26 protein-coding genes are annotated in these 26,209 nt (G+C 67.8%); 12 read left to right on the top strand and 14 right to left on the bottom strand.

Translation table 11 applies throughout. From position 1 onward, the window contains the following. Nucleotides 1-49 precede the first annotated feature (49 nt). Nucleotides 50-700: a transcriptional repressor LexA gene (gene lexA / locus ACYBYQ_RS11515; RefSeq protein ID WP_459614330.1), complete on the bottom strand. Its 651-nt coding sequence runs from the start codon at nt 698-700 to the stop codon at nt 50-52. Between the two features lie 167 nt (nt 701-867). After that, nucleotides 868-2,070, bottom strand: coding sequence for an amino acid aminotransferase (locus ACYBYQ_RS11510; RefSeq protein WP_459614329.1), 1,203 nt, complete (start codon nt 2,068-2,070; stop codon nt 868-870). Nucleotides 2,071-2,145: 75 nt separating this feature from the next. Here ACYBYQ_RS11510 and uvrB point away from each other — a divergent pair, with 75 nt between their 5' ends. The 11 genes from uvrB to ACYBYQ_RS11455 all read left to right on the top strand — a co-directional run bounded on the left by uvrB (nt 2,146) and on the right by ACYBYQ_RS11455 (nt 11,545). Further along, on the top strand, nt 2,146-4,173 hold the full coding sequence (uvrB, locus tag ACYBYQ_RS11505) for an excinuclease ABC subunit UvrB (protein WP_459614328.1): 2,028 nt from the start codon (nt 2,146-2,148) through the stop codon (nt 4,171-4,173). Nucleotides 4,174-4,368: 195 nt separating this feature from the next. After that, entirely contained in the window at nt 4,369-4,860 is a 492-nt protein-coding gene (locus ACYBYQ_RS11500) for a low molecular weight protein-tyrosine-phosphatase (RefSeq protein ID WP_459614327.1), read from the top strand. Nucleotides 4,861-5,052: 192 nt separating this feature from the next. Continuing rightward, nucleotides 5,053-5,589 carry a Fe-S cluster assembly transcriptional regulator IscR gene (gene iscR, locus ACYBYQ_RS11495; RefSeq protein WP_459614326.1) on the top strand — a complete coding sequence of 179 codons (537 nt, stop codon included), beginning with the start codon at nt 5,053-5,055 and terminating at the stop codon, nt 5,587-5,589. 18 nt (nt 5,590-5,607) lie between these two features. Next, the gene (locus ACYBYQ_RS11490; protein WP_459614325.1) at nt 5,608-6,822 is read left to right on the top strand and encodes an IscS subfamily cysteine desulfurase; all 1,215 of its coding nucleotides are present in this window, start codon (nt 5,608-5,610) and stop codon (nt 6,820-6,822) included. 31 nt (nt 6,823-6,853) lie between these two features. After that, nucleotides 6,854-7,276, top strand: a complete 423-nt coding sequence (gene iscU / locus ACYBYQ_RS11485) for a Fe-S cluster assembly scaffold IscU (protein WP_459614324.1) — start codon at nt 6,854-6,856, stop codon at nt 7,274-7,276. Between the two features lies 1 nt (nt 7,277). Further along, nucleotides 7,278-7,601 carry an iron-sulfur cluster assembly protein IscA gene (gene iscA / locus ACYBYQ_RS11480; protein ID WP_459614323.1) on the top strand — a complete coding sequence of 108 codons (324 nt, stop codon included), beginning with the start codon at nt 7,278-7,280 and terminating at the stop codon, nt 7,599-7,601. Nucleotides 7,602-7,604: 3 nt separating this feature from the next. Continuing rightward, complete coding sequence (gene hscB / locus ACYBYQ_RS11475; protein ID WP_459614322.1) at nt 7,605-8,114, top strand: Fe-S protein assembly co-chaperone HscB; 510 nt, start codon at nt 7,605-7,607, stop codon at nt 8,112-8,114. Between the two features lie 44 nt (nt 8,115-8,158). Beyond that, nucleotides 8,159-10,021: a Fe-S protein assembly chaperone HscA gene (gene hscA / locus ACYBYQ_RS11470; protein ID WP_459614321.1), complete on the top strand. Its 1,863-nt coding sequence runs from the start codon at nt 8,159-8,161 to the stop codon at nt 10,019-10,021. 13 nt (nt 10,022-10,034) lie between these two features. Further along, complete coding sequence (gene fdx / locus ACYBYQ_RS11465) at nt 10,035-10,376, top strand: ISC system 2Fe-2S type ferredoxin (RefSeq protein ID WP_459614320.1); 342 nt, start codon at nt 10,035-10,037, stop codon at nt 10,374-10,376. Further along, a complete protein-coding gene (iscX, locus tag ACYBYQ_RS11460; RefSeq protein ID WP_459614319.1) occupies nt 10,376-10,570 on the top strand; it encodes a Fe-S cluster assembly protein IscX in 195 nt (64 codons plus the stop codon). Before fdx ends, iscX begins: the two co-directional genes overlap by 1 nt. Before the next feature lie 87 nt (nt 10,571-10,657). Then, the gene (locus ACYBYQ_RS11455; protein WP_459614318.1) at nt 10,658-11,545 is read left to right on the top strand and encodes a methylglyoxal synthase; all 888 of its coding nucleotides are present in this window, start codon (nt 10,658-10,660) and stop codon (nt 11,543-11,545) included. 10 nt (nt 11,546-11,555) lie between these two features. Here the strand turns inward: ACYBYQ_RS11455 and ACYBYQ_RS11450 are convergent, their stop codons facing one another. The 6 genes from ACYBYQ_RS11450 to ACYBYQ_RS11425 form a co-directional block, all read right to left on the bottom strand. After that, on the bottom strand, nt 11,556-12,947 hold the full coding sequence (locus ACYBYQ_RS11450) for a M20 family metallopeptidase (RefSeq protein WP_459614317.1): 1,392 nt from the start codon (nt 12,945-12,947) through the stop codon (nt 11,556-11,558). Between the two features lie 4 nt (nt 12,948-12,951). After that, nucleotides 12,952-13,911, bottom strand: coding sequence for an ABC transporter ATP-binding protein (locus tag ACYBYQ_RS11445; RefSeq protein WP_459614316.1), 960 nt, complete (start codon nt 13,909-13,911; stop codon nt 12,952-12,954). After that, the gene (locus tag ACYBYQ_RS11440) at nt 13,908-14,915 is read right to left on the bottom strand and encodes an ABC transporter ATP-binding protein (RefSeq protein WP_459614315.1); all 1,008 of its coding nucleotides are present in this window, start codon (nt 14,913-14,915) and stop codon (nt 13,908-13,910) included. Before ACYBYQ_RS11440 ends, ACYBYQ_RS11445 begins: the two co-directional genes overlap by 4 nt. Then, nucleotides 14,912-15,811: an ABC transporter permease gene (locus ACYBYQ_RS11435; RefSeq protein WP_459614314.1), complete on the bottom strand. Its 900-nt coding sequence runs from the start codon at nt 15,809-15,811 to the stop codon at nt 14,912-14,914. The genes ACYBYQ_RS11440 and ACYBYQ_RS11435 overlap by 4 nt, the downstream gene beginning before the upstream one ends. Nucleotides 15,812-15,814: 3 nt before the next feature. Beyond that, entirely contained in the window at nt 15,815-16,732 is a 918-nt protein-coding gene (locus ACYBYQ_RS11430; protein WP_459614313.1) for an ABC transporter permease, read from the bottom strand. A gap of 63 nt (nt 16,733-16,795) precedes the next feature. Then, nucleotides 16,796-18,364: an ABC transporter substrate-binding protein gene (locus ACYBYQ_RS11425; protein WP_459614312.1), complete on the bottom strand. Its 1,569-nt coding sequence runs from the start codon at nt 18,362-18,364 to the stop codon at nt 16,796-16,798. A 161-nt stretch (nt 18,365-18,525) separates the two neighbouring features. Between ACYBYQ_RS11425 and ACYBYQ_RS11420 the strand changes: the two genes are divergently transcribed. Beyond that, a complete protein-coding gene (locus ACYBYQ_RS11420; RefSeq protein ID WP_459614311.1) occupies nt 18,526-19,578 on the top strand; it encodes a serine hydrolase domain-containing protein in 1,053 nt (350 codons plus the stop codon). Nucleotides 19,579-19,636: 58 nt separating this feature from the next. Here the strand turns inward: ACYBYQ_RS11420 and ACYBYQ_RS11415 are convergent, their stop codons facing one another. The 6 genes from ACYBYQ_RS11415 to ACYBYQ_RS11390 all read right to left on the bottom strand — a co-directional run bounded on the left by ACYBYQ_RS11415 (nt 19,637) and on the right by ACYBYQ_RS11390 (nt 26,066). Further along, nucleotides 19,637-19,915, bottom strand: a complete 279-nt coding sequence (locus tag ACYBYQ_RS11415; RefSeq protein WP_459614310.1) for a hypothetical protein — start codon at nt 19,913-19,915, stop codon at nt 19,637-19,639. A gap of 7 nt (nt 19,916-19,922) precedes the next feature. Next, nucleotides 19,923-21,443, bottom strand: coding sequence for a lysine--tRNA ligase (gene lysS / locus ACYBYQ_RS11410; protein WP_459614309.1), 1,521 nt, complete (start codon nt 21,441-21,443; stop codon nt 19,923-19,925). A gap of 9 nt (nt 21,444-21,452) precedes the next feature. Further along, nucleotides 21,453-22,208, bottom strand: coding sequence for an SDR family oxidoreductase (locus ACYBYQ_RS11405; RefSeq protein ID WP_459614308.1), 756 nt, complete (start codon nt 22,206-22,208; stop codon nt 21,453-21,455). A gap of 38 nt (nt 22,209-22,246) precedes the next feature. Continuing rightward, nucleotides 22,247-23,351, bottom strand: a protein-coding gene (gene prfB / locus ACYBYQ_RS11400) for a peptide chain release factor 2 (RefSeq protein WP_459614307.1) whose coding sequence is annotated in 2 segments (ribosomal slippage) — nt 22,247-23,269 and nt 23,271-23,351 — 1,104 coding nt in all. Because the reading frame shifts where the segments join, the coding sequence is not laid out codon by codon here. Between the two features lie 91 nt (nt 23,352-23,442). Beyond that, entirely contained in the window at nt 23,443-25,143 is a 1,701-nt protein-coding gene (gene recJ, locus ACYBYQ_RS11395) for a single-stranded-DNA-specific exonuclease RecJ (protein ID WP_459614306.1), read from the bottom strand. Next, nucleotides 25,119-26,066: a hypothetical protein gene (locus tag ACYBYQ_RS11390; protein WP_459614305.1), complete on the bottom strand. Its 948-nt coding sequence runs from the start codon at nt 26,064-26,066 to the stop codon at nt 25,119-25,121. Before ACYBYQ_RS11390 ends, recJ begins: the two co-directional genes overlap by 25 nt. Nucleotides 26,067-26,209: the final 143 nt, after the last annotated feature.

Below are 26,209 nucleotides of genomic sequence, written 5' to 3'. Positions count from 1 at the left end.
AACCCGCCAGCGATGGCGGGTTTTTTTCGTGCCCGCGCGTTTGCCGGGCTTAGTGCAGCGGCTGGGTGCGTATTAGCCCGACGGCGATGCCTTCCAGTGCAAAGTCCTGGTCGGGCTGGACGATGATGGGGGTGTAGTCGGGGTTCTCGGGCAGCAGCTCGATGCGGCCGTTCTGGCGCTGCAGCCGCTTGACCGTGACTTCGTCGTCGAGGCGGGCCACCACGATCTGGCCATTGCGGGCCTCGACGGTTTTCTTGACGGCAAGCAGGTCGCCCTCGAGGATGCCGGCGTCTCGCATGCTCATGCCCCGGACCTTGAGCAGATAATCCGGCGATTGGGAGAACAGGCCCGGATCCACCCCGATTTCGCGTTCCACGTGCTCGGTGGCCAGTATGGGGCTGCCGGCGGCGACGCGCCCGACCAGGGGCAGCAGCAGGTGGCCCAGGGCCGCGGCCGCGGGGGCAGGGGGCATGCCGGCGCCGTCCGCATCCTTGAGGCGGATGCCGCGCGACGCGCCTGCCGTGAGCTCGATGGCCCCCTTGCGGGCCAGGGCCTTCAGGTGGTCTTCGGCGGCGTTGGGCGAGCGGAACCCCAGGGCCTGCGCGATCTCGGCGCGGGTGGGCGGGAAACCGGTGCGCGCCACCGTGAGGCGGATGAGATCGAGGATTTGCTGCTGGCGTTCCGTGAGTTTGATGGCCATGGCGTGATCCGTGGGCACGGAGACTGTACGTATATACAGGCGAATTCTGGGGGACGAATCAGAAAAAAGCAAGTCTCAAGCCCATGCCGGGAGCGGCCGCCCAAAGAAAACGGGGCCCGCAGGCCCCGTATGTGCCGGCGGGCTGTGCCGCCTGCCGGAAGAGGTGTCTACTTGATCACGGCCGCGATGCCGGCCGCAACGGCGTCGATGTTGCGGCTGTTCAGCGCCGCCACGCAGATGCGGCCGCTGCCGACGGCATAGATGCCGTGCTCTTCGCGCAGGCGGTCGACCTGCTCGGAGGTCAGGCCCGAGTAGGAGAACATGCCGCGCTGGCGCAGCACGAAGCTGAAGTCCTGGGTGGCGCCGTGGGCCTTGATCTTGTCGACCAGTTGCTGGCGCATCAGGCGGATGCGATCGCGCATGCCGGCCAGTTCCTGCTCCCACAGGGCGTAGAGCTCGGGCGTGTTGAGGATGGACGCCACCAGTGTGCCCCCGTGCGTGGGCGGGTTGGAATAGTTGGTGCGGATGACGCGCTTGAGCTGGCTCAGCACACGGCCGGCCTCGTCCTTGTCGCCGGCGACCACGGTGAGGGCGCCCACGCGCTCGCCGTACAGCGAGAACGACTTGGAGAACGAGGAACTCACCAGCATGGTGATGTCCAGGCCCGCGAACAGGCGCACCGCCTCGGCATCTTCCTGCAGGCCTGCGCCGAACCCCTGGTAGGCGATGTCGAGGAAGGGAACGAGGTCGCGGGCCTTGACCACGTCGGCAATCTGCTTCCACTGCTCGGGGGTGGGATCCGCGCCGGTGGGGTTGTGGCAGCAGGCGTGCAGCACGACGATGGTCTTGGGCGCGGCCGCCTGGAGGTCGGCCAGCATGCCCTCGAAGTTCAGGCCGCGCGTGGCGGGGTCGTAGTAGGTGTAATTCTCGACGGGGAAGCCGGCGCGCTCGAACAGGGCGCGGTGATTTTCCCAGCTGGGGTTGCTGATCAGCACCTTGGAGCCGGGCAGCAGCTGGCGCAGGAAGTCGGCGCCGATCTTGAGCGCGCCCGTGCCGCCCAGCGCCTGCGTGGTGAGCACCCGGCCGGCGGCCACCAGGGGCGAGTCGGCGCCCAGCAGGAGCGTCTGCGCACCCTTGTTGTAGCCCGCGATGCCCTCGATGGGCAGGTAGCCGCGGGCGGCGGCCGCCTCGATACGGGCAACTTCCGCCTTGCGCACCGCCTGCAGCAGGGGAATGCGGCCTTCGTCGTCGTAGTACACCCCGATGCCCAGGTTCACTTTGCCGGGGCGGGTATCGGCGTTGAATTGCTCGTTCAGGCCTAGAATGGGATCGCGCGGAGCGAGTTCGACGGATGCGAAGAGGTTGCTCATGGACGTGGAATGGGTGGTGGACGCACCGACAGGTGCTGTGGATAATGGGGGGTTTACCCTGAGAGACAGTCTAGCATGACCGCTCCTGGATACGTCGAATTTCCCGACAGCCCCTTCCAGCTGTACCAGCCCTATCCGCCGGCCGGCGACCAGCCCGCCGCGATCCAGGGCCTGGTGGACGGCATGGCCGATGGCCTCATGTACCAGACCCTGCTGGGCGTGACGGGTTCGGGCAAGACCTACACCATGGCCAACGTCATCGCGCGCCTGGGGCGCCCGGCCCTGATACTGGCGCCCAACAAGACGCTGGCGGCCCAGCTGTATGCCGAAATGCGCGAGTTCTTTCCGCGCAATGCGGTGGAGTACTTTGTTTCATACTACGACTACTACCAGCCCGAGGCCTACGTGCCCACGCGCGACCTCTTCATCGAGAAGGACTCCTCGGTGAACGAGCACATCGAGCAGATGCGGCTGTCGGCCACCAAGAGCCTGCTGGAGCGGCGCGACACGGTGATCGTCGGGACGGTGTCCTGCATCTACGGTATCGGCAATCCCGGCGACTACCACGCGATGGTGCTGATCCTGCGCGCCGGCGACCGCGTCTCCCGGCGCGAGATCCTGGCGCGGCTGGTGGCCATGCAATACACCCGCAATGACGCCGATTTCACCCGCGGCACCTTCCGAGCCCGGGGCGAGACCATCGACGTGTTTCCCGCGGAAAGCCCGGAGCTCGCGCTGCGCATCAGCCTCTTCGACGACGAGGTCGAGACGCTGGAACTGTTCGATCCCCTGACGGGCCGCGTGCGCCAGAAGGTGCCGCGGTTCACCGTCTATCCCGGCTCGCACTACGTCACGCCCCGCGAAACCGTGCTGCGCGCGATCGAGACCATCAAGCAGGAGCTGCGCGAGCGGCTGGCGCAGTTCACGGCGGAAGGCAAGCTGGTGGAGGCTCAGCGCCTGGAGCAACGCACCCGCTTCGACCTCGAGATGCTGCAGGAGCTGGGATTCTGCAAGGGCATCGAGAACTATTCGCGGCATCTGTCGGGGGCCGCGCCCGGAGAGCCTCCGCCCACGCTCATCGATTACCTGCCGGCCGATGCCCTGATGTTCATCGACGAAAGCCACGTCACCATCGGGCAGTTGGGCGGCATGTACCGGGGCGACCGCTCGCGCAAGGAAACGCTCGTGCAATATGGTTTCCGGCTGCCGTCGGCGCTGGACAACCGTCCGCTGCGGCTCGAGGAGTTCGAGGCCAGGATGCGCCAGTGCGTGTTCGTCTCGGCCACGCCGGCCGCCTACGAACAGGAGCATGCCGACAACGTGGTGGAGCAGGTGGTGCGCCCCACGGGCCTGGTCGACCCGCAGGTGGAGGTCAGGCCGGCGCACAGCCAGGTCGACGACCTGCTGGGCGAGATCAAGGTGCGGGTGGCCGTGGGCGAGCGGGTCCTGGTCACCACGCTCACCAAGCGCATGGCAGAGGATCTCACCGACTTCCTCGCCGAGCACGGGGTCAAGGTGCGGTACCTGCATTCCGACATCGATACCGTGGAGCGCGTCGAGATCATCCGCGACCTGCGGCTGGGCACGTTCGACGTGCTGGTGGGCATCAACCTGCTGCGCGAGGGGCTGGATATTCCCGAGGTCTCGCTGGTGGCCATCCTGGATGCCGACAAGGAGGGCTTCCTGCGTTCCGAGCGCAGCCTGATCCAGACCATCGGCCGGGCGGCGCGCAACATCAACGGGCATGCCATCCTCTATGCCGACCGGATCACCGATTCGATGCGCCGCGCCATGGACGAGACCGAGCGGCGCCGCAACAAGCAGATCCAGCACAACCTCGACCATGGCATCACGGCGCGCGGGGTGAACAAGGCGGTGCGCGAGTTGATCGACGGCGTCGTGGCTCCCGTCGCGCACGATGCGCTGGAGGCAGCCGTGCCGCTGGAGGCCCTGACCGACGAGAAGGCCCTGGCGCGGGAAATCAAGCGCCTCGAGAAACAGATGATGGAGCATGCCCGCAACCTCGAATTCGAGCAGGCTGCGGCGGCGCGGGACGCGCTCAATGCGCTCAAGAGGCGGGTGCTGCTCGACGGCGCCGTATAGCGCGTGTAGCTGTCCTGGCGGGTTTGCATGCGGTGCCGCATGCAAAGCCGCTTCCCATCTCATGTCGTACGATAAGTAGGTCGCTCAATATATTGAATTTATTGGGAAAATTGCTTCGCCCTATTGGCCTCATGGCGATTGCGCAATTGCAAAAAAAGCTTGCTATATTCCGGGTTTTCCCGCACACTTACGCCCATGATGACCAAGGTACTTTTCGTTTGCATGGGCAATATCTGCCGCTCGCCGAGCGCAGAGGGCGTGTTCCGTCATATGGTGAACGATGCCGGGCTGGGTGATGTCGTCCGCGTCGATTCCGCAGGCACGCACGCCTTCCATATCGGCGAGGCGCCGGACGCCCGGGCGTTGGCCGCTGCCCGCAAGCGCGGCTACGACATCAACCACTGTGAGGCCCGCCAGGTCACCCAGGACGATTTCCGCGAATTCGACCTGATCCTGGCCATGGACTGGGACAATCTTTCGGCGCTGCAGCAGCAATGCCCGAAGGCATACCAGCACAAGCTCATGCTGCTGATGCGCTTCGCCAACGAGTACGAAGAAGCTACGGTGCCCGATCCGTACTACGGCGGCCCTGAAGGCTTCAACAAGGTCCTCGACTATCTCGAAGACGCCTGCCAGGGCGTGCTCGAGCTGGTGCGCAAGCGCGCCACGCAATATCAGGCGGCGTAGCCGGCGCCGCAGCAGGGTGCTGCGGCGGGCTGGGTCTTCCTCGGTCAAACAAACCGCGCCACGGCGCGGTTTTTTCCGTCCAAGTGGCCTAGCGATTTAGTCGGGAATTTGCTATACTTGAGGCAATTACTCAGGTATTGGTCGTCCGGCTTCCTGCGCCGGGCGCGTTCCAAGACACACAGGACACCCACCATGCGGCTAACTACCAAAGGGCGTTTCGCGGTGACTGCCATGATCGACCTCGCCATGCGCCAGCACAGCGGTCCGGTTACACTCGCGGCCATCAGCCAGCGGCAAAACATTTCGCTTTCGTACCTGGAACAGCTGTTCGGCAAGCTGCGCCGCCACGAGCTGGTCGACAGCGTGCGGGGCCCGGGCGGCGGTTATTCCCTGGCGCGTCTGGCGCGCAACGTCACGGTGGCAGACATCATCTTCGCCGTCGACGAGCCGCTCGACGCCACCAGCTGTGGCGGCAAGCGCGACTGCACCAGCGGCAACGACGGCCGGCCCGGCAAGTGCATGACGCACGAACTCTGGGCCACGCTCAACCGCAAGATGGTGGACTACCTGGATTCGGTGTCCCTGCAGGATCTGGTCGACCAGCAACGCGTCCGCCAGCTGCAGGAAGCCAACAATCAGGCACAGGGTTGCTCGGTGCGCGTCGACCGCGTGGGGGCCGGCGCGGCCAACGCGCCCACGACCGCCGTCGCCGCCAACGCCACAGCATAAGCATCAGGAGCTGCAATCATGAGTTCTACCCGTCCGATCTACCTGGACTATTCGGCCACCACGCCTGTCGATCCCCGTGTGGTCGACAAGATGATCCCCTGGCTGTACGAGAGCTTCGGCAATCCGGCTTCGCGCAGCCACGCCTTCGGCTGGGAGGCCGAGGACGCCGTCGAAAAGGCGCGCGAGGAAGTCGCCAAGCTGGTCAATGCCGATCCGCGCGAGATCATCTGGACCTCCGGCGCCACCGAGTCCGACAACCTGGCCATCAAGGGCGCCGCGAATTTCTACGCCGAGCGCGGCAAGCACGTCATCACCGTCAAGACCGAGCACAAGGCCGTGCTGGACACCTGTCGCGAACTGGAGCGCCAGGGCTTCGAGGTCACCTACCTCGACGTGAAGGAAGACGGCCTGCTCGACCTGGATGTCTTCAAGGCGGCGTTGCGGCCCGACACCATCCTCGTCTCCGTGATGATGGTCAACAACGAGATCGGCGTGATCCAGGACGTCGAGACGATCGGCGAGATCTGCCGCGAGAAGGGCATCATCTTTCACGTGGATGCGGCCCAGGCCACGGGCAAGGTCGAGATCGACCTGCAGAAGCTCAAGGTCGACCTGATGTCGTTCTCGGCGCACAAGACGTACGGCCCCAAGGGCATCGGCGCGCTGTACGTCCGTCGCAAGCCGCGCGTGCGCATCGAGGCGCAGATACACGGCGGCGGGCACGAGCGGGGCTTCCGCTCGGGCACGCTGGCCACGCACCAGATCGTCGGCATGGGCGAGGCCTTCCGCCTGGCCCGCGAAGAGATGGGCACGGAAAACGAGCGCATCCGCATGCTGCGCGATCGCCTGCTGGCCGGCCTGACGCAGATCGAAGAGGTATACATCAACGGCAGCATGGAACACCGTGTGCCGCACAACCTCAACATCAGCTTCAATTATGTCGAGGGCGAGTCGCTCATCATGGCCATCAAGGAGCTCGCCGTCTCCAGCGGTTCGGCGTGCACCTCGGCGAGCCTGGAGCCCTCGTACGTGCTGCGCGCCCTGGGCCGCAACGACGAGCTCGCGCACAGCTCCATCCGTTTCACACTGGGCCGCTTCACCACCGAGCAGGAGATCGATTTCACGATCGAACTCATCAAGAGCCGTGTCGGCAAGCTGCGCGACATGTCGCCGCTCTGGGAGATGGCCCAGGAAGGCATCGATTTGAACAGCGTGCAGTGGGCCGCGCACTGAGCGGCCTGGAACACAGGCAGGAGAAATCATCATGGCATATAGCAACAAGGTTCTGGATCACTACGAGAATCCCCGCAACGTGGGTTCGTTCGAGAAGGGCGACGAGTCGGTCGGCACCGGCATGGTCGGGGCGCCGGCCTGTGGCGACGTCATGAAGCTGCAGATCAAGGTGGGCGCCGACGGCGTCATCCAGGATGCGCGCTTCAAGACCTACGGCTGCGGCTCGGCCATCGCATCCAGCTCGCTGGTCACCGAGTGGGTCAAGGGCAAGACGCTCGACGAGGCGATGAACATCCGCAACACGCAGATCGCCGAGGAACTGGCGCTGCCGCCCGTGAAGATCCACTGCTCCATCCTGGCCGAGGACGCCATCAAGGCCGCCGTGCAGGACTACAAGGCTAAGCACGGCACCCCCCAGGCGGTGGCGCAACCCGAGGCTGCGGCAGCGAACTGACATGGCCGTTACCCTGACCCAACAGGCGGCCGACCACATCAGCCGCTACCTGCAGAAACGGGGCAAGGGCATCGGCCTGCGGCTGGGCGTGCGCACGACCGGGTGCTCGGGCATGGCCTACAAGCTCGAGTACGTGGACGAGCCCGCGGCCGAAGACCTCGTCTTCGAGAACTTCGGCGTCAAGGTCTATGTCGACCCCAAGAGCCTGGCCTACATCGACGGCACGGAGCTCGACTACGCCCGCGAGGGCCTGAACGAGGGGTTCAAGTTCCGCAACCCCAACGAGAAGGCGACCTGCGGCTGCGGCGAGTCCTTTACGGTCTAGCACGTGACGACGCGCGACGATCATTTCGGGCTGTTCGGGCTGCCGGCACGTTTCCGCCTCGATGCCGATGCGCTGGAACAGAGCTGGCGCCGGGTGGCCGCCCAGGTGCATCCCGACCGTTACGCCACGGCCAGCCCCGCGGAACGCCGCGTGGCGATGCAGTGGGCGGCGCGTGCCAACGAGGCCTATCGCGTGTTGCGCGACCCGCTGGCGCGCGCCCGCTATCTGTGCGAACAGGCAGGCGTCGACCTGCAGACGGAAAGCAATACCGCGATGGAGCCGGACTTCCTGATGCAGCAGATGAGCTGGCGCGAACTGCTCGACGAGGCGCGCGAAGATCCGGCCGCGGCGGCGCAGCTGCGCGCCGAGCTCGAGGACGCACGTGCCCAGATGCGGGCCACGCTGGCCGAACTGCTCGATGATCGAGGCGACTACGCCGAGGCGGGCCGCAAGGTGCGCGAGTGGATGTTCGTCGAGAAGCTGGCGCAGGAACTGGCTGCCGTCCAGGCCTAGGGCCGTCGTACACCTTCAATCCCGCCCCACCACCGAAGCGAGATATGGCTTTATTGCAGATTTCCGAGCCGGGGGAATCCCCGGCCCCCCATCAACGCCGCCTGGCGGTGGGCATCGACCTCGGTACCACGAACTCGTTGGTGGCCGCCGTGCGCAGCAGCGTGGCGGAGGTCCTGCCCGATGCCCATGGCAGGCCTCTGCTCCCGTCTGCGGTGCAGTACCTGCAGGGCGGGCGTGTCGTCATCGGGCACGATGCGCTGGCACGGCAGGCCGAGGATCCCCACAATACGGTCGTGTCCGTGAAGCGCTTCATGGGGCGCACGATCGGCGAGGCCCGCGCCACCGGCGCGCCCTACGATTTCGTCGATGCCCCGGGCATGGTGCGCCTGCGCACCGTGCACGGCGACCTGAGCCCGGTGGAAGTCTCGGCGCAGATTCTTGCGGTGCTGCGCCAGCGGGCCGAAGACGTGCTGGGCGACGACCTGGTCGGGGCCGTGATCACCGTGCCGGCCTACTTCGACGACGCGCAGCGCCAGGCCACGCGGGATGCCGCCAGGCTGGCCGGGCTGAATGTGCTGCGGCTGCTCAACGAACCCACCGCCGCGGCCATCGCGTATGGATTGGACAACGCCGCAGAGGGCGTCTATGCCGTCTATGACCTGGGCGGGGGCACGTTCGACGTATCGATCCTGCGCCTGAGCAAGGGCGTGTTCGAGGTGATTGCCACGGGCGGCGACACGGCGCTGGGCGGCGACGACTTCGACGCGGCCATCGTCGGGCACCTGCTCCAGGGGGAATCGGTCGAGGCGTTGCCGCCCGCCGATCGCCGGGGACTGCTGGTGGCGGCGCGGCGCGCGCGCGAAACCCTGAGCGACCACGACCGCGCCGAGTTCTCCGTGACGCTGCAGGGCGGCCGGACGATCGCCACCACGCTCACCCGCGCGGCTTTCGAGGCGCTGGCCCAGCCGCTGGTGGCCCGCACGCTCGAAAGCGCCCGCCGCGCGCTGCGCGATGCCGGGCTGCAGCCGGGTGAAGTGAAGGGCGTGGTCATGGTGGGCGGGGCCACGCGCATGCCCGTGGTGCGGCGCGCCGTGAAGGAATTGTTCGGCACGGAGCCGCTGATCGACCTGGATCCGGATCAGGTCGTGGCCCTGGGCGCGGCTTTGCAGGCGAACCTGCTGGCGGGCAACCGCAGCCCCGGCGAAGACTGGCTGCTGCTGGACGTGACCCCGCTGTCGCTGGGCCTGGAAACCATGGGCGGGCTGGTCGAGCACATCATCCCGCGCAACAGCACCATTCCCGTGGCGCGGGCGCAGGAGTTCACCACGTTCAAGGATGGCCAGACGGCGATGAGCCTGCATGTGGTGCAGGGCGAGCGCGACCTGGTGTCCGACTGCCGCTCCCTGGCGCGCTTCGAGCTGCGCGGCATCCCGCCCATGGTGGCGGGCGCAGCCCGCATCCGCGTCACCTTCCAGGTCGACGCCGACGGCCTGCTGAGCGTGACGGCGCGCGAGCAGAGCACGGGCGTGGAGGCTGCCGTGTCGGTCAAGCCCTCGTATGGATTGTCGGACGACGAGATCGCAGGCATGCTGGCCGACAGCGTGGCCCAGGCCGACAGCGACGCGCGCGCGCGCATGCTGCGCGAACAGCAGGTCGAGGCCGCGCAGCTCGCCGAGTCGGTGCGCGCCGCGCTGCTGGCCGACGGCGACCTGCTCGACGCTGGCGAACGCGAGCGGGTGGATGCATGCCTGGCGCAGGCCGACGCCGCTGCCGCGCAGAACGACGTCGAAGCCGTGCGCGCGGCGGTGCAGGCGCTGTCGGACGCCACGGAGGATTTCGCCGCCCGCCGCATGGACCGCAGCATACGCAAGGCGCTGTCGGGCCGTAAACTGGACGAACTCGCCTGATTTTCCGTCACTCATGCCCAAGCTCACCGTATTGCCCCATCCCGAGATCTGCCCCGAGGGCGCCGTCATCGAAGACGCCCCCCAGGGCGTGTCCATCTGCCGCGTGCTGCTCGATCACGACATCGAGATCGAGCACGCGTGCGAATTGTCCTGTGCCTGCACGACCTGCCACGTGGTGGTCCGGCAGGGCTTCAATTCGCTGGACGATGCCAGCGACGACGAGGAGGACCTGCTCGACAAGGCCTGGGGCCTGACCTCCACCTCGCGCCTGTCGTGCCAGGCGCGCATCGCCGACCAGGACCTCACCATCGAGATCCCGAAGTACACCATCAACCACGCGAAGGAAGAGCACTGATGAAGTGGATCGATACCTACGACATCGCCGCGGCCCTTGCAGACGCGCATCCCGATGTCGATCCGGCCACCGTGCGGTTCACGCAGCTGCGCGAATGGGTGATGGCGCTGCCGGGCTTCGACGACGCGCCCGAGCGCTGCGGCGAGCGCATACTCGAGGCCATCCAGATGGCCTGGATCGAAGAGGCCGAATAAGGCCGGGCTGCAGGCCCGTAATCTCATGCCAGCGGGAACGGCAGGCGCAGTAATATCGCGCTAGCCGTTCCCGTTCCTGTTCCTGCCATGACTGCCACCCTGCGCTACGGCCTCGCGGCCAACCGACTGCACCATGAAACGCCCGATGCGGCGCTGTTTGCCTGGCTGCGCGCCAGTTCCGCGGGCATCCGCGAACTGGGCATCCAGCTGCATACGGTGGGCCGCACGCACGACGCGATCTCGCGCGAGGGCATGCTCCAGGGCTATCCGGGGCTGATCCGTTATCCGTACGGCCGGGAGGGCGGCCTGATGAAGCTGGTGGCGCGCGTCACCGAGGGCCGCGGCGCGGACGCGCCGTTCGACGGCGCCATCTACCTGATCGATCCCGTGGATCCGTCGTCGATCTTTCCCGAGGCGCTGGCGCTGAAGCGGCAGTGCATCACCCATGGCCGCCCGTTCATCTCGACGCTGGCCGGCGCCATCGAATGGATCGAGGTCGAGCGCATCATGGCCGGCCGCGCCCCCGATCCCGCGGTATCGCGCCATTTCAACTTCGGCGGCCAGACCATCGCCCTGATCGCCCACGATGCGCTCAAGGCCGAGATGGTGGACTTCGCCGATGCGCATTTCGACGTGCTTTCGCAGTTTGCGCGGCGCGTGGCCACCGGCACGACCGGCGGCCTGCTCAATGAGCTGGCCTGGTCGCGCGGCTGGCCGGCCGACCAGCCGTGGGTACAGCGCTACCTGAGCGGTCCGCTGGGCGGCGATGCCCAGATCGCCGAGCTGGTGCTCGAGCACGAATGCCAGCGCGTGATCTTCTTCGAGGATCCCCACGTGGCGCGCCAGCACGAGGCCGACATCCAGCTGCTGGAGCGGGCGGTGCGCGTCGTCACGGCTACTGCCACCTGCGCCACCTCGCCCGTCGTGGCCCGGCGCTGGGCCGAAGCGGTACGGTTGCGGGCGGGCAAGCGCTAGCGCTTTTTCGTCAGGCCCGGGGCGGCACGCCGGCTTCGCCGAGGTCCCAGTACACCCCCGCCATGATGCGCAGCGCCTCGCGCAGGATCGCCGGCGGCAGGTGCTCGTTGGGCGCATGCTGCGAGCAGCCCGGGTACGAATGGGGTATCCAGACGGTGCACAGGCCCAGCACGTCGGTGAAGATGTCATTGGGCAGCGAACCGCCCAGGTTGGGCAGGATGGCGGGCGATTTGCCCGTGGTCGCGGCCAGGGAGTCCACGGCCCAGCGGACCCACGGATTGTCGGGATCGACGCGCGTGGCGCGGAACAGTGTCTCGCGGGTGGTCTGGATGCGGACCATCGGGAAACCATGGCGATCCAGGTGGCGGCGCAGCGCGGGCAGCAGGTCGTCCACGTCGACGCCCACGACGAAGCGCAGCTGGCAGCGGGCCCAGGCGCGTGGCGGGATGGCGTTGACCGGCGTGTCGGGATTGCCTGTCTTGTAAGCCAGCACTTCGAACGAGCACCAGCCGAAGACCTTCTCGGCGGGCGTGAGGCCGGGTTCGCCCCAATCGGGTTCGATGACGGGGCCGTCGGCGCCGCCGTCGACCTCGCAATCGGCCAGCACGCGACGGACCGCCGCAGGCAGCTCGTCGGGCACCCATTCGGGCACCAGGATCTTGCCGCTGGGCGAGACCAGCGTGGCGATGGCGTGCGCCAGCTGGATGCCGGGGTTCGAGATCAGGCCGCCCCAGTTGCCGGAATGGTGCCCGCCCGGGCGGGACTCGATGCTGAGATCGAAGTTGATGCTGCCGCGCGCGCCGAGGAACACCGTGGGACGCTCGGCGCGCAGGCGCGGGCCGTCGGAGGCGATGAGCAGGTCGGCGGCGAACAGCCCGGCGTGGGCCTCGCACAGCTCGCGCAGCCCCGGCGAGCCGGTTTCCTCGCCCATCTCGATGAGGTACTTGGCGTTGAATCCCAGCCTGCCGCGCGTCTGCAGCACGATGCGCAGGGCCTCCATGTTGATGGAGTGCTGGCCCTTGTTGTCGGCGATGCCGCGGCCGTACCAGCGCCCCTGTGACTCGGTGAGGGTCCAGGGGCTGAGTCCGGGGTGCCATTCCGCTTCTAGGCCACGGATGACGTCACCGTGGCCGTAGCCGAACACGGTGGGCAGGGAAGGATCCTCGATGCGCTGCGCGTACAGGAAGGGGGCGCGTGCCTTGGGGTGCGTGAGCAGGCGGCATTCGAAGCCCATGGCCTCGAAGGCGGGGCGCATCTCGGTGTCGAGGTAGTCCGCCAGCGCGTTGGCGCGTGCAGGATTCTGGCTCTCGGTGGGGATGGCGATGCGGCGGGCCAGTGTCTGGCGGAAGGCGCCGGAATCGAACTGCCTTTCGGCCTCCTCGATGGCAAGGGCACGGGTCACGGTCTTATCCTTGGTGGACTGGGGGGGACAGGTGGCACGCTACCAGGGCCCGCCCGCGATTGAACAGCAGGGGGCGCTCTTCGCGGCAGCGGGGCATGGCGTGCCGGCAGCGGGGATGGAAGGCGCAGCCGGCCGGCGGATTCGTGGGGTCGGGAAACGACAGCCCCAGGCCCGTGTCGGGGATGCCCAGGCCGGGTTCCGGGGTGAGCACCGAGGCCAGCAGCGCCTGGGTATACGGATGTTGCGGATTGCCGAAGAGCTCGCGCGTCGTCGCGGATTCGACCACGCGCCCCAGGTACATCACGGCGACCTGGGTGGCGATGTGTTCGACGACTGCCAGGTTGTGGCTGATGAAGACGTAGGTGAGATTGAATTCACGGCGCAGTTCGAGCAGCAGGTTCATGATCTGCGCCTGCACCGACACATCGAGCGCCGACGTAGGCTCGTCGCAGACGACGATCTCGGGCCGCATGACCAGGGCGCGGGCGATTGCCACGCGCTGGCGCTGGCCGCCCGATAGCTGCCCCGGGGTGTTGTGGGCGAGCCGCGGCGGCAGCCCCACGCGTTCGAGCATCTCGATGGCCTTGTGCTGGCGGGGATTGGAGATGCCATGCACCTCCAGCGGCAGCGAAACGATGGAGGCGATGCTGCGCCGCGGATTAAGCGAAGAGTAGGGATCCTGGAAGACGGGCTGCACGCGCCGGGCCAGTTCCCGGCGGCCCAGGTCGCGGATGTCCTGGCCATCCAGCTTCACGCTGCCCTTGCTGGGCGCAAGCAGGCCCAGCAGCAGCCGGGCCAGGGTGGACTTGCCGCAGCCCGACTCGCCCACGATGCCCAGTACGCCGCCGCGCTCTATCCCCAGCGTGACTTCGTCGACCGCCTGCAGCTGGCGGCGCGGCTGGAACGCGCCGGCGCGCACGGAGAAGGAGCGGCTGACCATGGCGGCCTGCAGCAGCGGCGTCATGCATGCACCTCGGTGTGCAGCGGCACATCGCGCGGCAGGATGCAGCGCCATTGCCGGTCCGTGCCGGCCTGCTGCAGCGGAATCCCGCCATGGCAGGCCGCCTGCGCATGGGCGCAGCGATCGCGGAAGGCGCAGCCGTGGAGGTCGCCGACGAGCGACGGCACCACCCCCGGAATGGTGCCCAGCAACTCGCCCGGCCGGGTGCGCCCCGGCACCGGGATACAGTCGAGCAGGCCGCGCGTATAGGGATGCCGGGGCGCGGCAAAGAGCGTGTCGACCGGCCCGGATTCGACCACCTGCCCGGCGTACATGACGGCGACATGGTCGGCAATGCGCGCCACCACGCCGAGATCGTGGGTGATGAGCACCATGGATATGCCGAGTTCGGCCTGCAGGTCGGCCAGCAGGCGCAGGATCTGGGCCTGTATGGTCACGTCCAGGGCCGTGCTGGGTTCGTCGGCGATCAGCAGATCGGGGCCGCACATCAGGGCCATGGCGATCATGACGCGCTGGCGCAGGCCGCCCGAGAGCTGGTGGGGGTATTGCGCCAGCCGCCCGGCGGCGGCGGCGATGCCTACCTTCTCCAGCAATTCCACTGCGCGGTCGCGGGCCTGCCGGACGTCGGCGTGCTTGTGCAGGCGATAGTGCTCGGTGAGCTGTTCGCCTATCGTGTAAGCGGGATTGAGGGCCGTCATGGGCTCCTGGAAGATCATGGCCATGCGGGCGCCTCGCAGCGCATCGAGGCGCCGGCGGCCGGCCCCGGCCAGGTCCTCGCCCATCAGGCTGAGGCGGCGGGTGCTGCGCCGGGCCGTCCTGGGAAGCAGGCCCATGATGGCGAGGGAGGTCATGGACTTGCCGCAGCCCGACTCGCCCACCAGGCAAAGCGTCTGTCCGCGCCGTACCTGGAACGATACGTCGCGCACCGCATGCAGCGTGCCGCGCGGGGTGTCGATGTCGACCTGCAGGCCCTGCACGTCCAGGGTGATGTCGGCGTCGGCGCTCATGCCTTCTCCTCCGGCGTCAGGAGCTGGTGCAGGCCGTCGCCGGCCAGGTTGATGGCCAGGATCAGCAGGGCGAGCGCGGTGCCGGGAATGGCGATCAGCCAGAACGAGAAGAACATGTAGGCCTTTGCCTCGGAAATCATCAGGCCCCAGGAGGGCAGGGGCGGCTGGACGCCCAGGCCCAGGAAGGACAGCGAGGCTTCCAGCAGGATGGCGCTGGCTGCCTCGAGCGTGGCGATGACGATGAGATGCGGGACCACGTTGGGCAGCACTTCGCCCCAGACGATGCGCCAGGTGGACGCGCCCGCCGCCTGGGCGGCGGCGACGTATTCCAGCGAGCGCACCTGCTGGGTGGCGCTGCGCATGACGACCGCATAGCGGTCCCACTTGAGCAGGCCCAGCACCAGGATCACCACCCACAGCGAGCCGCCCAGCAGCGCCACCGTGGCCAGCGCCACCAGGATGACGGGCATGGCCAGCCGGGTCGTGACGAGGAAGGACACCACCATGTCGATCCGGCCGCCGAAATAGCCCGCCATCATGCCCAGGGTCGTGCCGATGAGCCCGGAGATCAGGGCCACCGAGGCGCCGATCAGCAGCGAGATGCGCGCGCCGTAGAAAAGGCGCGACAGGTAGTCGCGGCCCATCTGGTCCGTGCCCAGCGGGTGCAGCCAGGTTCCCTTGTCGTACCAGACGGGCGGCACGTTGCGGTAGGCCAGGTCCTGGACGTAGGGATCGTGCGGCGACAGCCATGGCGCGAACAGGGCGATGAAGACGATGACCAGCAGCAGGCCGCCGCCGGCCAGCAGGGCGTGGTTGCGCAGCAGCCGGCGGCGGAACAGGGCACCGGAGGTCGGCCCCGGGGTGCCGGCGTGCGTGGGGAGGATGGACGTCGTCATGGGTCAGGCCACCCGGATGCGTGGGTCCAGCCACGCGTTGGCGATGTCGGAGGCCAGCGTGAGCAGCACGTACAGCACCGACAACAGCAGGAGGATGAGCTGGATCACCGGGAAATCCTTGTAGGTGATGCTCTGGTAGGCCAGGTAGCCCAGGCCGTCGAGCGCGAACACGGTCTCGATCACCACCGAGCCGCCCAGCAGGTAGCCCAGCTGCACGGCGGCCAGCGCGACCACGGGCACGATGGCATTGCGCAGAGCGTGCTTGAAGACGACGGTGCGGGCCGGCAGGCCCTTGGCCCGTGCGGTGCGGATGTAGTCGGCGCCGAGCACCTCGATCATGCCCGCGCGGATCAGCCGCATGAAGGCCGGCGCCACGTAATAGCCCAGCGCCAGGGCGGGCATGACGAAGTGCTGCCAGCTGCCGCTGCCCGAGACCGGCAGGATGCGCAGCGACAGCGAGAACAGCATGATGAGCAGCAGGGCGAAGAAGAAATTGGGAAGCGCCTGGCCCAATACCGCGGTGGCCAGGCAGAGGCGGTCGATCAGGCTGCCCTTGTAGATGGCCGCCAGCACGCCCAGCGGAATGGAGATGTACAGCGCCACGCCCAGCGCCGCCACGCCCAGCATGAGCGTGGTGCCGAGCTTGGACAGGATGAGCGGGCCGGCAGGCGTATCGAAATACACCGATATGCCGAAGTCGCCGCGCAGCACGTGCCAGATCCAGTCGGCATACTGCACCAGCAGGGGGCGATCGAGTCCATGCGTCTTGCGCACCATGTCGATGTCGGCCTGGGTGGCGCCGTCGCCTGCCAGGGCCAGGGCCGGGTCGCCGGAGAGGTGCAGCAGCAGGAACGCCAGGACGGAGACGGTCAGTGCCACCAGGACGGCCAGGCCGAGGCGCTTGAGCGCGTAGACCAGCATGATGCGGATTCCCCCTGTGCTCGATCGGATGGGCACGCCGCGGACGGGCGTGCCCTGCGGCCCTTACTTCTTCCAGCTCATGTTCCAGAAGCGGGGGAGCTCGTCGGAATAGATGGTGAGGTCGAGGTCTTTGTTGGCCACATAGTAGGCCGGCAGCGTCCACATGGGCACGGCGTAGGCCTGCTCCGCTATGCGCGTGAGGGCCTGCTTGTAGTAGTCGTTGCGCTGGGCCGGATCGACCGCGTTGTTGCCCTTTTCGAGCAGTGCGATGACCTGCGGGTCGTGCGTCAGGTCGTCGGCTCCGCCGCCGAAATAGACCGGCGTGGAGGCGGAGACGTCGTTCACCAGGTTGGAACCCCAGGTCTGGTGCGTGAGCGCCGTCTTGTTGGCGCGCGCCATGTCGCGCATGGCGGCGTATTGCAGGAAGTTGAGCCTGGCGCGTATGCCCACTTGCTGCAGGTAGTTGATGAAGGCTTCCGTCTGGGGGCGTTCGCGGTAGGCCGCGATGTCGAGTTCGAAGCCGTTGGGGTAGCCCGCCTCGGCCAGCAGCTTCTTGGCCAGGGCGGGATCGTACGGGTAGGCGGGGACGTCCTGGGTGCAGCCGGTCTGGGAGGGCGTGCAGATGGCGGCGAGGAGATCGCCGCCTTCGCCCACCAGGTTCTTGAGTATGGTGGGGCGGTCGATGGCGTGCATGATGGCCTTGCGCACGCGTATGTCCTTGAGCTGCGGGGCCGGGGCGCCGTCCCGGGAATTCATCTGCAGGAACACGATGCGCATGGTCTTGCCGCGTACCACCTGCAGGGTGGGGATGGTCTCGAGCTGCTCGGCCTGGTCCTTGGGCACGCTCATGATGAGATCCTGGCTGCCTGCCAGGGCCTCCGCCATCTGCGTCTGCCGGTCGGGTATGAAGCGGATGACGATCTTGTCGATGGTGGGCTGGCCCTTGAGCGACTCCTTGAAGTAGTCGGTATTGCGCTCCAGCGTGACCGATTTGCCGGGCTGGTGGTCCACGATCTTGTAGGGGCCGGTGCCCACGGGCTTGGCGCTCATGCCCTGCGGGCCGACTTCGGCATAGTACTTGGCGGGATGGATCACGCCGGTGGTGGCCAGGTACTCCCTGGCGGCCGGGAAAGGCTGCTTGGTGACGACGCGGACCTTGTAGGGGCCGAGCTTCTCGGCCTTCTCGATCCAGTTCACGTTGGCCTGGGTGACGGCCTTGTTCTTGGGATCTGCGACGAAATTCAGGGTATAGACCACCGAATCGGCGTCGAACGGCTCGCCGTTGTGGAACTTGATGCCTTCGCGCAGTTCGAATTCCAGCGTCCTGTCGTCGACCTGGGTCCAGCTCCTGGCCAGGTGCGGCTTGTATTCGTTGGTGACCGGGTCGCGGTAGAGCAGGGTGTCCCAGACGTTGGCCGCCAGGATGACGCCGATGCGCACGTTGTTGTAGTAGGGATCGATGTTCTCCGGGGCCTGGTCGTAGGCCATGCGCAGGATGCCGTCCTGCTTGCCGGCCACGGCAGGAGCCCCGGCGATCGCCAGGGCGGCCAGCAGGGCGGCGGCCGTGGCCCGGCGCAGGATCGCCCACGCGAGGGAGGGGCGTGCAGCAACAGTAAAGCGACGAACAGCCATAGGGTGGCTCCTTGGTGCTATCGGCTTGGATGGACTGCGTGGGCCAAACTATAAGGTGACTTGTGCGTGGCAGCATCGTGGTGGATACCCTGAAGTGCCGCCCCCCGGCAATGGGATAAAGTGGCGTGCCTGTCTCTACGCCACTCCACGACCGGACCGCCATGAACGATGCCCTGATGCAGCAAGCCATTGCCTATGCGCAAGCACACGAAACCTCCTGGGACCGCAGCGTGGAGGGCGTGTTCGGCGTGCACCAGAAGGACCCGCCACCCTGGAACCGCCTGTGGGGCCCCTTGCATGATCGCGGCCCGGTGTCGGGGCTGGTGGTGCAGGAAGGCAGGACGATCGCGTCCTGGGGCGAGCCCGGGCGCGCCGACCTCACCTTCAGCGTGGCCAAGATGTATCTCGCGCTGGTGGCCGGCGTGGCGTTCGACCGCGGGCTGATCCCGGACCTGGACGCACCCGTGGGCCGGCAACTGCCCGGCATAGGCTTCGATGACCCGCATAACGCGGCGATCACCTGGCGCCATCTGCTGCAGCAGACCAGCGAGTGGCAGGGCGAACGCTTCGGCATCGCGGACCAGGCCGACCGCTATCGCGCCGTCACGTTCGGTCCGCCGCCGGCGGGCAACAAGGGGGAGGCGCGGCCGTTGCAGCCGCCCGGCACGTATTGGGAATACAACGACGTGCGCATCAACCAGCTGTCGTATGCGCTGCTGCACCTGTTCCGCAAGCCGGTGCCCGAGGTGTTCCGCGAAGCCATCACCCGGCCGCTGGGAGCCAGCGAAGACTGGCAATGGGTGGGCTACGACAACGCCTGGGTCGAGATCGACGGCAAGCGGATGCAGTCGGTGCCCGGGGGCTCCCACTGGGGCGGAGGCTGCTCCATCAGCAGCACCGACCAGGCGCTCATCGGCCGGATGCTCCTGGACGAGGGCCGGGCCGCGGATGGCAGGCAGGTATTGTCGGCCGAATGGATACGCGAGATGCGCAAGCCCTGCGCGCTGGCGCCCTACTATGGCTTCCTGATCTGGCTCAACCACGAGGGCAAGGTGTTTCCCAGCGTCTCCGCCTCGAGCTTCTTCGGCGTGGGAGCGGGCAGCTCGTTCACCTGGATCGAGCCGGAGCGCCGCATGGTGGTGATCGTGCGCTGGCTCGATCCGGCGCATGCCGATCCGCTGTTCGGCCGGATATCGGCCGCGGTGGACGCGTGAGCCGGTCTTGGTGTTCTGCTCCGCAAATCGCCGGGCACCTTGCGGGGCTAGCGTAGTACTAGCGCAGCGCCCGCATGCCGACCAGCAGGCCGGCACCGCCCGCCAGGCCCAGCAGGCCCAGGGCCATGGCCAGCAGCACGTCCACGTCGCCGTGCTGGCTGGTGAACCACAACATGGCGCATGCCAGGCCGGTGAGCCAGCCCAGCGCGGTGGCTGCCAGCAGGATCCAGGCGCCGCGCCGGGTAGCCGGCCAGGCGGCCTGGGGCCGGCGGGCGCCGAACACCAGCACGTAGAGCGCCACCACGCAAGCCAGCAGCAGTACGACCTTGGCGATCATGGGGCGCTCAGTCTTCGCGCCGCAGGTGCGGGAACAGGATCACGTCGCGGATGCTGGGGCTGTCGGTGAGCAGCATCACCAGGCGGTCGATGCCGATGCCGCAGCCGCCGGTGGGAGGCATGCCGTATTCCAGGGCCCGGATGTAGTCGGCATCGTAGTACATGGCCTCCTCGTCGCCGGCATCCTTGGCCTCCACCTGTGCGCGGAAGCGTTCGGCCTGGTCTTCGGGATCGTTCAATTCGGAAAAGCCGTTGGCGATCTCGCGGCCGGTGATGAACAGTTCGAAGCGCTCGGTGATGCCCGGGCGGGTGTCGGAAGCGCGCGCCAGCGGCGAGACCTCGACCGGATAGTCGATGATGAAGGTGGGGTTCCAGAGCTGCGATTCGGCCGTTTCCTCGAACAGGGCCAGCTGCAGGGCGCCCAGGCCCGCGCGCGACAGCACCGGGCCGCCCACGTCGGCGCCCAGCTTCTTGAGTTCCGCGCGCAGGAAGCCGGCGTCGTCGAGCTGCGCCTGGGTGTAGCCGGGCGCATATTTGAGTATCGCCTCGCAGATGGTCAGGCGGTCGAAGGGCCGGGACAGGTCCAGTTCGCGCTCCTGGTAGCTGAGCACGGCGCTGCCGGTGGCGGCGATCGCGGCATGGCGGATCAGCGCTTCGGTGAAGTCCATGAGCCAGCGGTAGTCCGCATAGGCCGCGTAGAACTCCATCATGGTGAACTCGGGGTTGTGCCGCGGGCTCACGCCTTCGTTGCGGAAGTTGCGGTTGATCTCGAAGACCCGCTCGAAGCCGCCGACGATCAGGCGCTTCAGGTAGAGTTCGGGCGCGATGCGCAGGAACATCTCCATGTCGAGCGCATTGTGGTGCGTGACGAACGGCTTGGCCGCGGCGCCGCCCGGGATCGGATGCAGCATCGGGGTCTCGACCTCGAGAAAGCCCGACTCCAGCATGAACTGCCGGATGCTGCCCACCGCCTTGCTGCGCGCCTCGAAGGTGCGGCGCGTGGCCTCGGTCATGATGAGGTCGACGTAGCGCTGGCGATAGCGCAGCTCGGTGTCGGAGACGCCGTGGAACTTGTCGGGCAGCGGGCGCAGGGACTTGGACAGCAGGCGCGCCTGCCGTGCATGCACCGAGAGCTCGCCCTTGTTGGTCTTGAAGACCGTGCCTTCGACGGCGATGATGTCGCCGATGTCCCATTGCTTGAAATCGGCGTAGGCCTCGTCGCCCAGGGTACCGCGCTCGAGATAGATCTGGATGCGGCCGCTGGCATCCTGCAGGGTGGCGAAGCTGGCCTTGCCCATGACGCGCTTCAGCATCATGCGGCCCGCCACCTTGACGTGCACGCCGGCGGCGGCCAGGGCTTCGTGCTCCTGCTGGCCGTACTGCGCGTGCAGGTCCGCCGCCCTGGCGTCGGGCACGAAGTCGTTCGGATAGGCGATGCCGGTTTCGCGCAGCTTGGCCAGCTTGGCGCGCCGTTCGGCGATCAGGCGGTTTTCGTCCTGGGCTGCCGCGGCGGGCGATTGATCAGTCATGATGCGGGTCTACTTGTAATTGCGGATGTCGTCGATCTCGGTGCTGCCGAAATCGTCGCGGTCGAGGTAGGCGAGGATGCGCGCTGCCACGTCGGCGGGCGCGGACAGCATGCCGGAAGCCTTGAAGTCCTGGAACTTGGGCAGGGCCGGGAAGTCGTCCGGGCTGCTGGCGCGGATCGCGGCCTGCATGTCGGTGTCGACGATGCCCGGCGCAAGCGACGCCACCCGCACGCCGCCTGCGCCCTGTTCCTGCTTGAGCACGCGCGTGTACATGTCGAGGGCGGCCTTGGTGGCGCAGTACACGCCCCATCCGGCGTTGGGATTGCGGCCGGCGCCGGAGGAAATGTTGAGCACGCGGCGGTCGGCCTGGACGTCCTGCACGGCCTGCAGGAAGCGGGCCGTGAGCAGCATGACCGCGGTGACGTTGAGATTGAAGGCCTGCGCGATGGCTGCGCCTTCGACCAGGTTGGCGCCGGCAGCCACCGGGGCCACCGTGCCCGCATTGTTGATCAGCACGTAGCGGCGCGCATCGCGGGGCAGGGCAGTGCAGATGCGCTCGGCGGCCTGGCTGGCCGAAGCCGGGTCGGAGAGGTCCACGCGCACCTGTTCCAGTTCGGCGCCCCGGGCCTGGGCATGGGCGGCCAGCTCGGCGTCATCGCGCCGCGCGAGCGTGATCAGCCGCGTGCCGGGCGCGAGCAGCCCGCGGGCCAGGGCGGCGCCGATGCCGCGGGACGCGCCGGTGAGGATTGCGATGGTGTCGGTCATGCCTGTGGGCCTCGGTTGGGAACGGGAAACGGCGATGCTTACACGCCCTGCTTCAGGCTGGCCTGGATGAAGGTGTCCAGGTCGCCGTCGAGCACCTTCTGTGTGTTCGAGATCTCGACGTTCGTGCGCAGGTCCTTGATGCGGCTCTGGTCCAGCACGTAGGAGCGGATCTGGTGGCCCCAGCCCACGTCGGTCTTGGAATCCTCGAGCTTCTGCTGTTCCGCCATGCGGTTGCGCATTTCCAGCTCGTACAGCTTGGACTTCAGCATCTGCATGGCTTCGGCGCGGTTGCGGTGCTGCGAGCGGTCGTTCTGGCACTGCACCACGATGCCGGTGGGCATGTGCGTGATTCGCACGGCGGAGTCGGTCTTGTTGATGTGCTGGCCGCCCGCGCCGCTGGCGCGATACGTATCCACGCGCAGGTCGGCCGGGTTGATCTCGACCTCGAACGACTCATCGACCTCGGGATAGACGAACACGCTGGCGAACGAGGTGTGGCGCCCGCCGGAGGAGTCGAAGGGGCTCTTGCGGACCAGGCGGTGCACGCCGGTTTCGGTGCGCAGGAAGCCGAAGGCGTACTCGCCTTCGATCTTGATCGTGGCCGACTTGATGCCGGCGACTTCGCCTTCGGATTCCTCGAGCACCTCGGCCTTGAAGCCCTTGCGCTCGGCATATTTGAGGTACTGGCGCAGCAGCATGGAGGCCCAGTCCTGGGCTTCCGTGCCGCCGGCGCCGGCCTGGATGTCGAGGAAGCAGTTCAGCGGATCGGCGGGGTTGGCGAACATGCGCCGGAATTCCAGCGCCTCGAGCCGCGCCTGGAAGGCGTCGGCGTCGCGCTCGATGGCGAGCAGGGTGGCATCGTCGTCGTCGGCGCAGGCGAGCTCGAAGAGCTCGAGCGAATCCGCCACGCCCTGGCCGATTTCGGCGAGGGCGCCGACGACGTCTTCGAGGGATTTCTTCTCACGCCCGAGATCCTGGGCGTGCTTGGGGTCGTTCCAGACGGCCGGGTCTTCGAGCTCGGCGTTTACGACCTGCAGGCGTTCAGCTTTGGCATCGTAGTCAAAGATACCTCCGTAGAGCCTGCTCGCGCTCCGCGTAGTCGGCAAGGCGGGCGGCGATCTGGTTCTGACGTTCGGCTTCCATGATTGTGATCCTGAGCTTTATGCGAAACCGGGTATTTTACCGCGCCTGCGCCAGCCCGTCGCGGCGCCGGTCCGGCCGGCAACGGGCGGCATCAGGCCGCATATTCGATCACCAGCTGCACCGACACCATGCCGTTCCACACGTTCTGCTCCAGCCGGTAGGCCGCCTGCACCTGCTCGGGCAGGGGCTGGTCGCGGCCGAACCAGATGGCGTCGAAACGCTGGTGGCCGCGCTCGAGCGACAGCTTGAGGTGCTTTTCGCCGACCAGGCGTTGCTGCCGCACCTTGAATTCGTCCAGGAAGAGCGGGGCGGCGAAGCCCGCGCCCCATACCTGCTGCTGCAGCATGCCGGCCACTTCGGCATTGGCATAGCCGCTCTCGAGCGAGCCGTCGGTCTCGATCAGCGGCTCGAAGCGGTCGCGGCCGGTGAGTTCCCGGACGGCGGCGTCGAAAGCGGGCGCAAAGGCCGCGAAATCGTTGCGCCCGAGGGTCAGGCCGGCCGCCATCGCGTGCCCGCCGAACTTGCGGATCAGCGTGGGGTGGCGCTTGGAGACCAGGTCCAGCGCGTCGCGCAGATGGACGTCGGGGATGGAGCGCCCGGAACCGCGGATCTCGTCGTCGCCGGCCGGCGCGAAGGCGAGGGTGGGGCGCCAGAACTTTTCCTTCAGCCGCGAGGCGACCAGCCCGACCACGCCCTGGTGCCAGCCCGCGTCGAAGACGCACACGGTGGCGCCGGCGGATGCGGCCGGATCTTCCATGGCAGCCAGGGCCTGCTCGCGCATCTCGGCTTCGATCGTGCGCCGGTCGCGGTTGATCTGGTCGAGCTGGCGCGCGAGTTCGAGGGCCTGGCCCTCGTCATCGGTGATCAGGCAGGCGATGCCCAGGCTCATGTCGGCCAGCCGGCCGGCGGCATTGATGCGCGGGCCCACGGCAAAGCCCAGGTCGAACGCGCTGGCGCCGCGCGGCTCGCGTCCGGCCACGGCGAAGAGCGCCCGCAGGCCCGGCTGCATCCGGCCGGTACGCATGCGCTGCAGGCCCTGGGAGACCAGCAGCCGGTTGTTGGCATCCAGCTTGACCACGTCCGCCACGGTGCCGAGCGCGACCAGGTCCGCCAGGGCGTCCAGGCGCGGGCCGCCGTCAGGCGGATAGACGCCGCGGCGGCGCAGTTCGGCGCGCAGGGCCAGCATCATGTAGAAGATCACGCCCACGCCGGCCAGGTTCTTGGACGGAAAGCCGCAGCCGGGCTGGTTGGGATTGACGATGGCGAGCGCGTCGGGCAGGGTGTCGCCGGGCAGGTGGTGGTCGGTGACCACCACGCCGATGCCGGCGGCATTGGCTGCGGCCACGCCGTCGACGCTGGCGATGCCGTTGTCCACGGTGATGATGATGTCGGGCTTGCCGCTGCGATGCCGGCAGGCCAGGTCGACCACCGCGGGCGACAGGCCGTAGCCGGTCTCGAAGCGGTTGGGCACCAGGAAATCGACGTCGGCCCCCATGGCGCGCAGCGCGCGCATGCCCACGGCGCAGGCCGTGGCGCCGTCGCAATCGTAGTCGGCCACGATGAGCAGGCGCTTGCCCTGCTGGATGGCATCGGCCAGCACCGCCGCGGCGTGGTCAGTGTGCGTGAGGCCGCTGGGCGGCAACAAGGCGGGCCAGGCATGGCGCGTCTGTTCGGGGTGGGTGACGCCCCGCGCAGCCCATAGCCGCGACAGCAAGGGATGGATGCCGGCAGCCTCGAGGGCGCGGCAGATCTGCAGATCGCTCGTTCTTACGGTGAGACGGGGTGTGACCACCAGGTATTCCAATCACGCTTGGGTGCCGGCAGCCATCGCAGCAGGCCGGCACGCGGTTTCAGGGTAAGCCGGACGCGGCGGTCGGCGCCAAGCAGCAGCAGTTCGACGGGTCCGGCGGGCAATCCGCCGGCGCGGGCCAGCGGCTGCAGTCGCTGGCGATCCAGGCGCGCCAGGGCCTCGAGCCAGGCTGCCCAGTCGCCCGCGCGGTGGGCGGCGTCGAGCTCCGTCCAGACCTCGGCCTGCCCGTCGGCGCGGTAGGCCCAGGGGCGCGCGCCGCCGTACAGCCACAGGCCATTGACCGGGGCCGCGCCGCGCGCGGCGCGCGCCTCGTTCACGGGGTGGTCGTGCCAGGCCATCTGGATTTCGTTCAGCAGGCGCCGCCACGGGCGGGTGGCGGCGTCCTGGTGCCACCAGGCATGCAGCGGGTGGCCGGCCACGGCGCGCGGGCTGACGGTGGCGGGCCGCAGGCCGGCCGGCAGGCGTACGCGCCAGCGTCGGGCCGCGAGCGGTTCGGCGGAAAAGCCCGTGCCGTCGAACAGCGGCTGGGCCGAGGCGTACAGGCCGTGGCTTTCGTCGGGTTGCAGGTCCATCAGTTCGGGATCCAGCAGGCTGGCCTGGTCCGTGCCCAGCGCCATGTGCACCAGTTCGGCCAGCCATACGGGCTCGTCGCCCGGATGCGCCTGGGCATGCAGCGGCCCCAGGCCGGCGCCCGGCGGCAGGCCCGGCTCGGGGGTGTAACCCGCCTGCTCAAGCTGCCACGCCTCGAACGGCGTGCAGCCTTGCTCGCGTACGTCGAAATCCTCGGCCTGCGCCTGCCCGGCACGCAACCAGGCATGCAGGACCGGCGCCGACTGGGGCAGGTGCCTGGCCAGTTCGGTGGCAATGGGAAGGGCGGGCAGGGCGCCGGGAATCACGATGCGCATAGGCCGGCATTGTAGTGCCCGGCGCTTTGGCAGGACGGGCCGGCGACACATCCTGCCGGAAAACCGTAACATCCGGGGACGGTTATCTCTCTCCTTAGTGCCATAATTCGCCCGTGCTGAAAATTCCCTACGAACTCTGGATC

This window comes from Bordetella sp. 2513F2, assembly GCF_054642735.1.
Note: the sequence above shows the minus strand (reverse complement) of the source record. Positions and strands in the feature narration are given on the sequence as shown.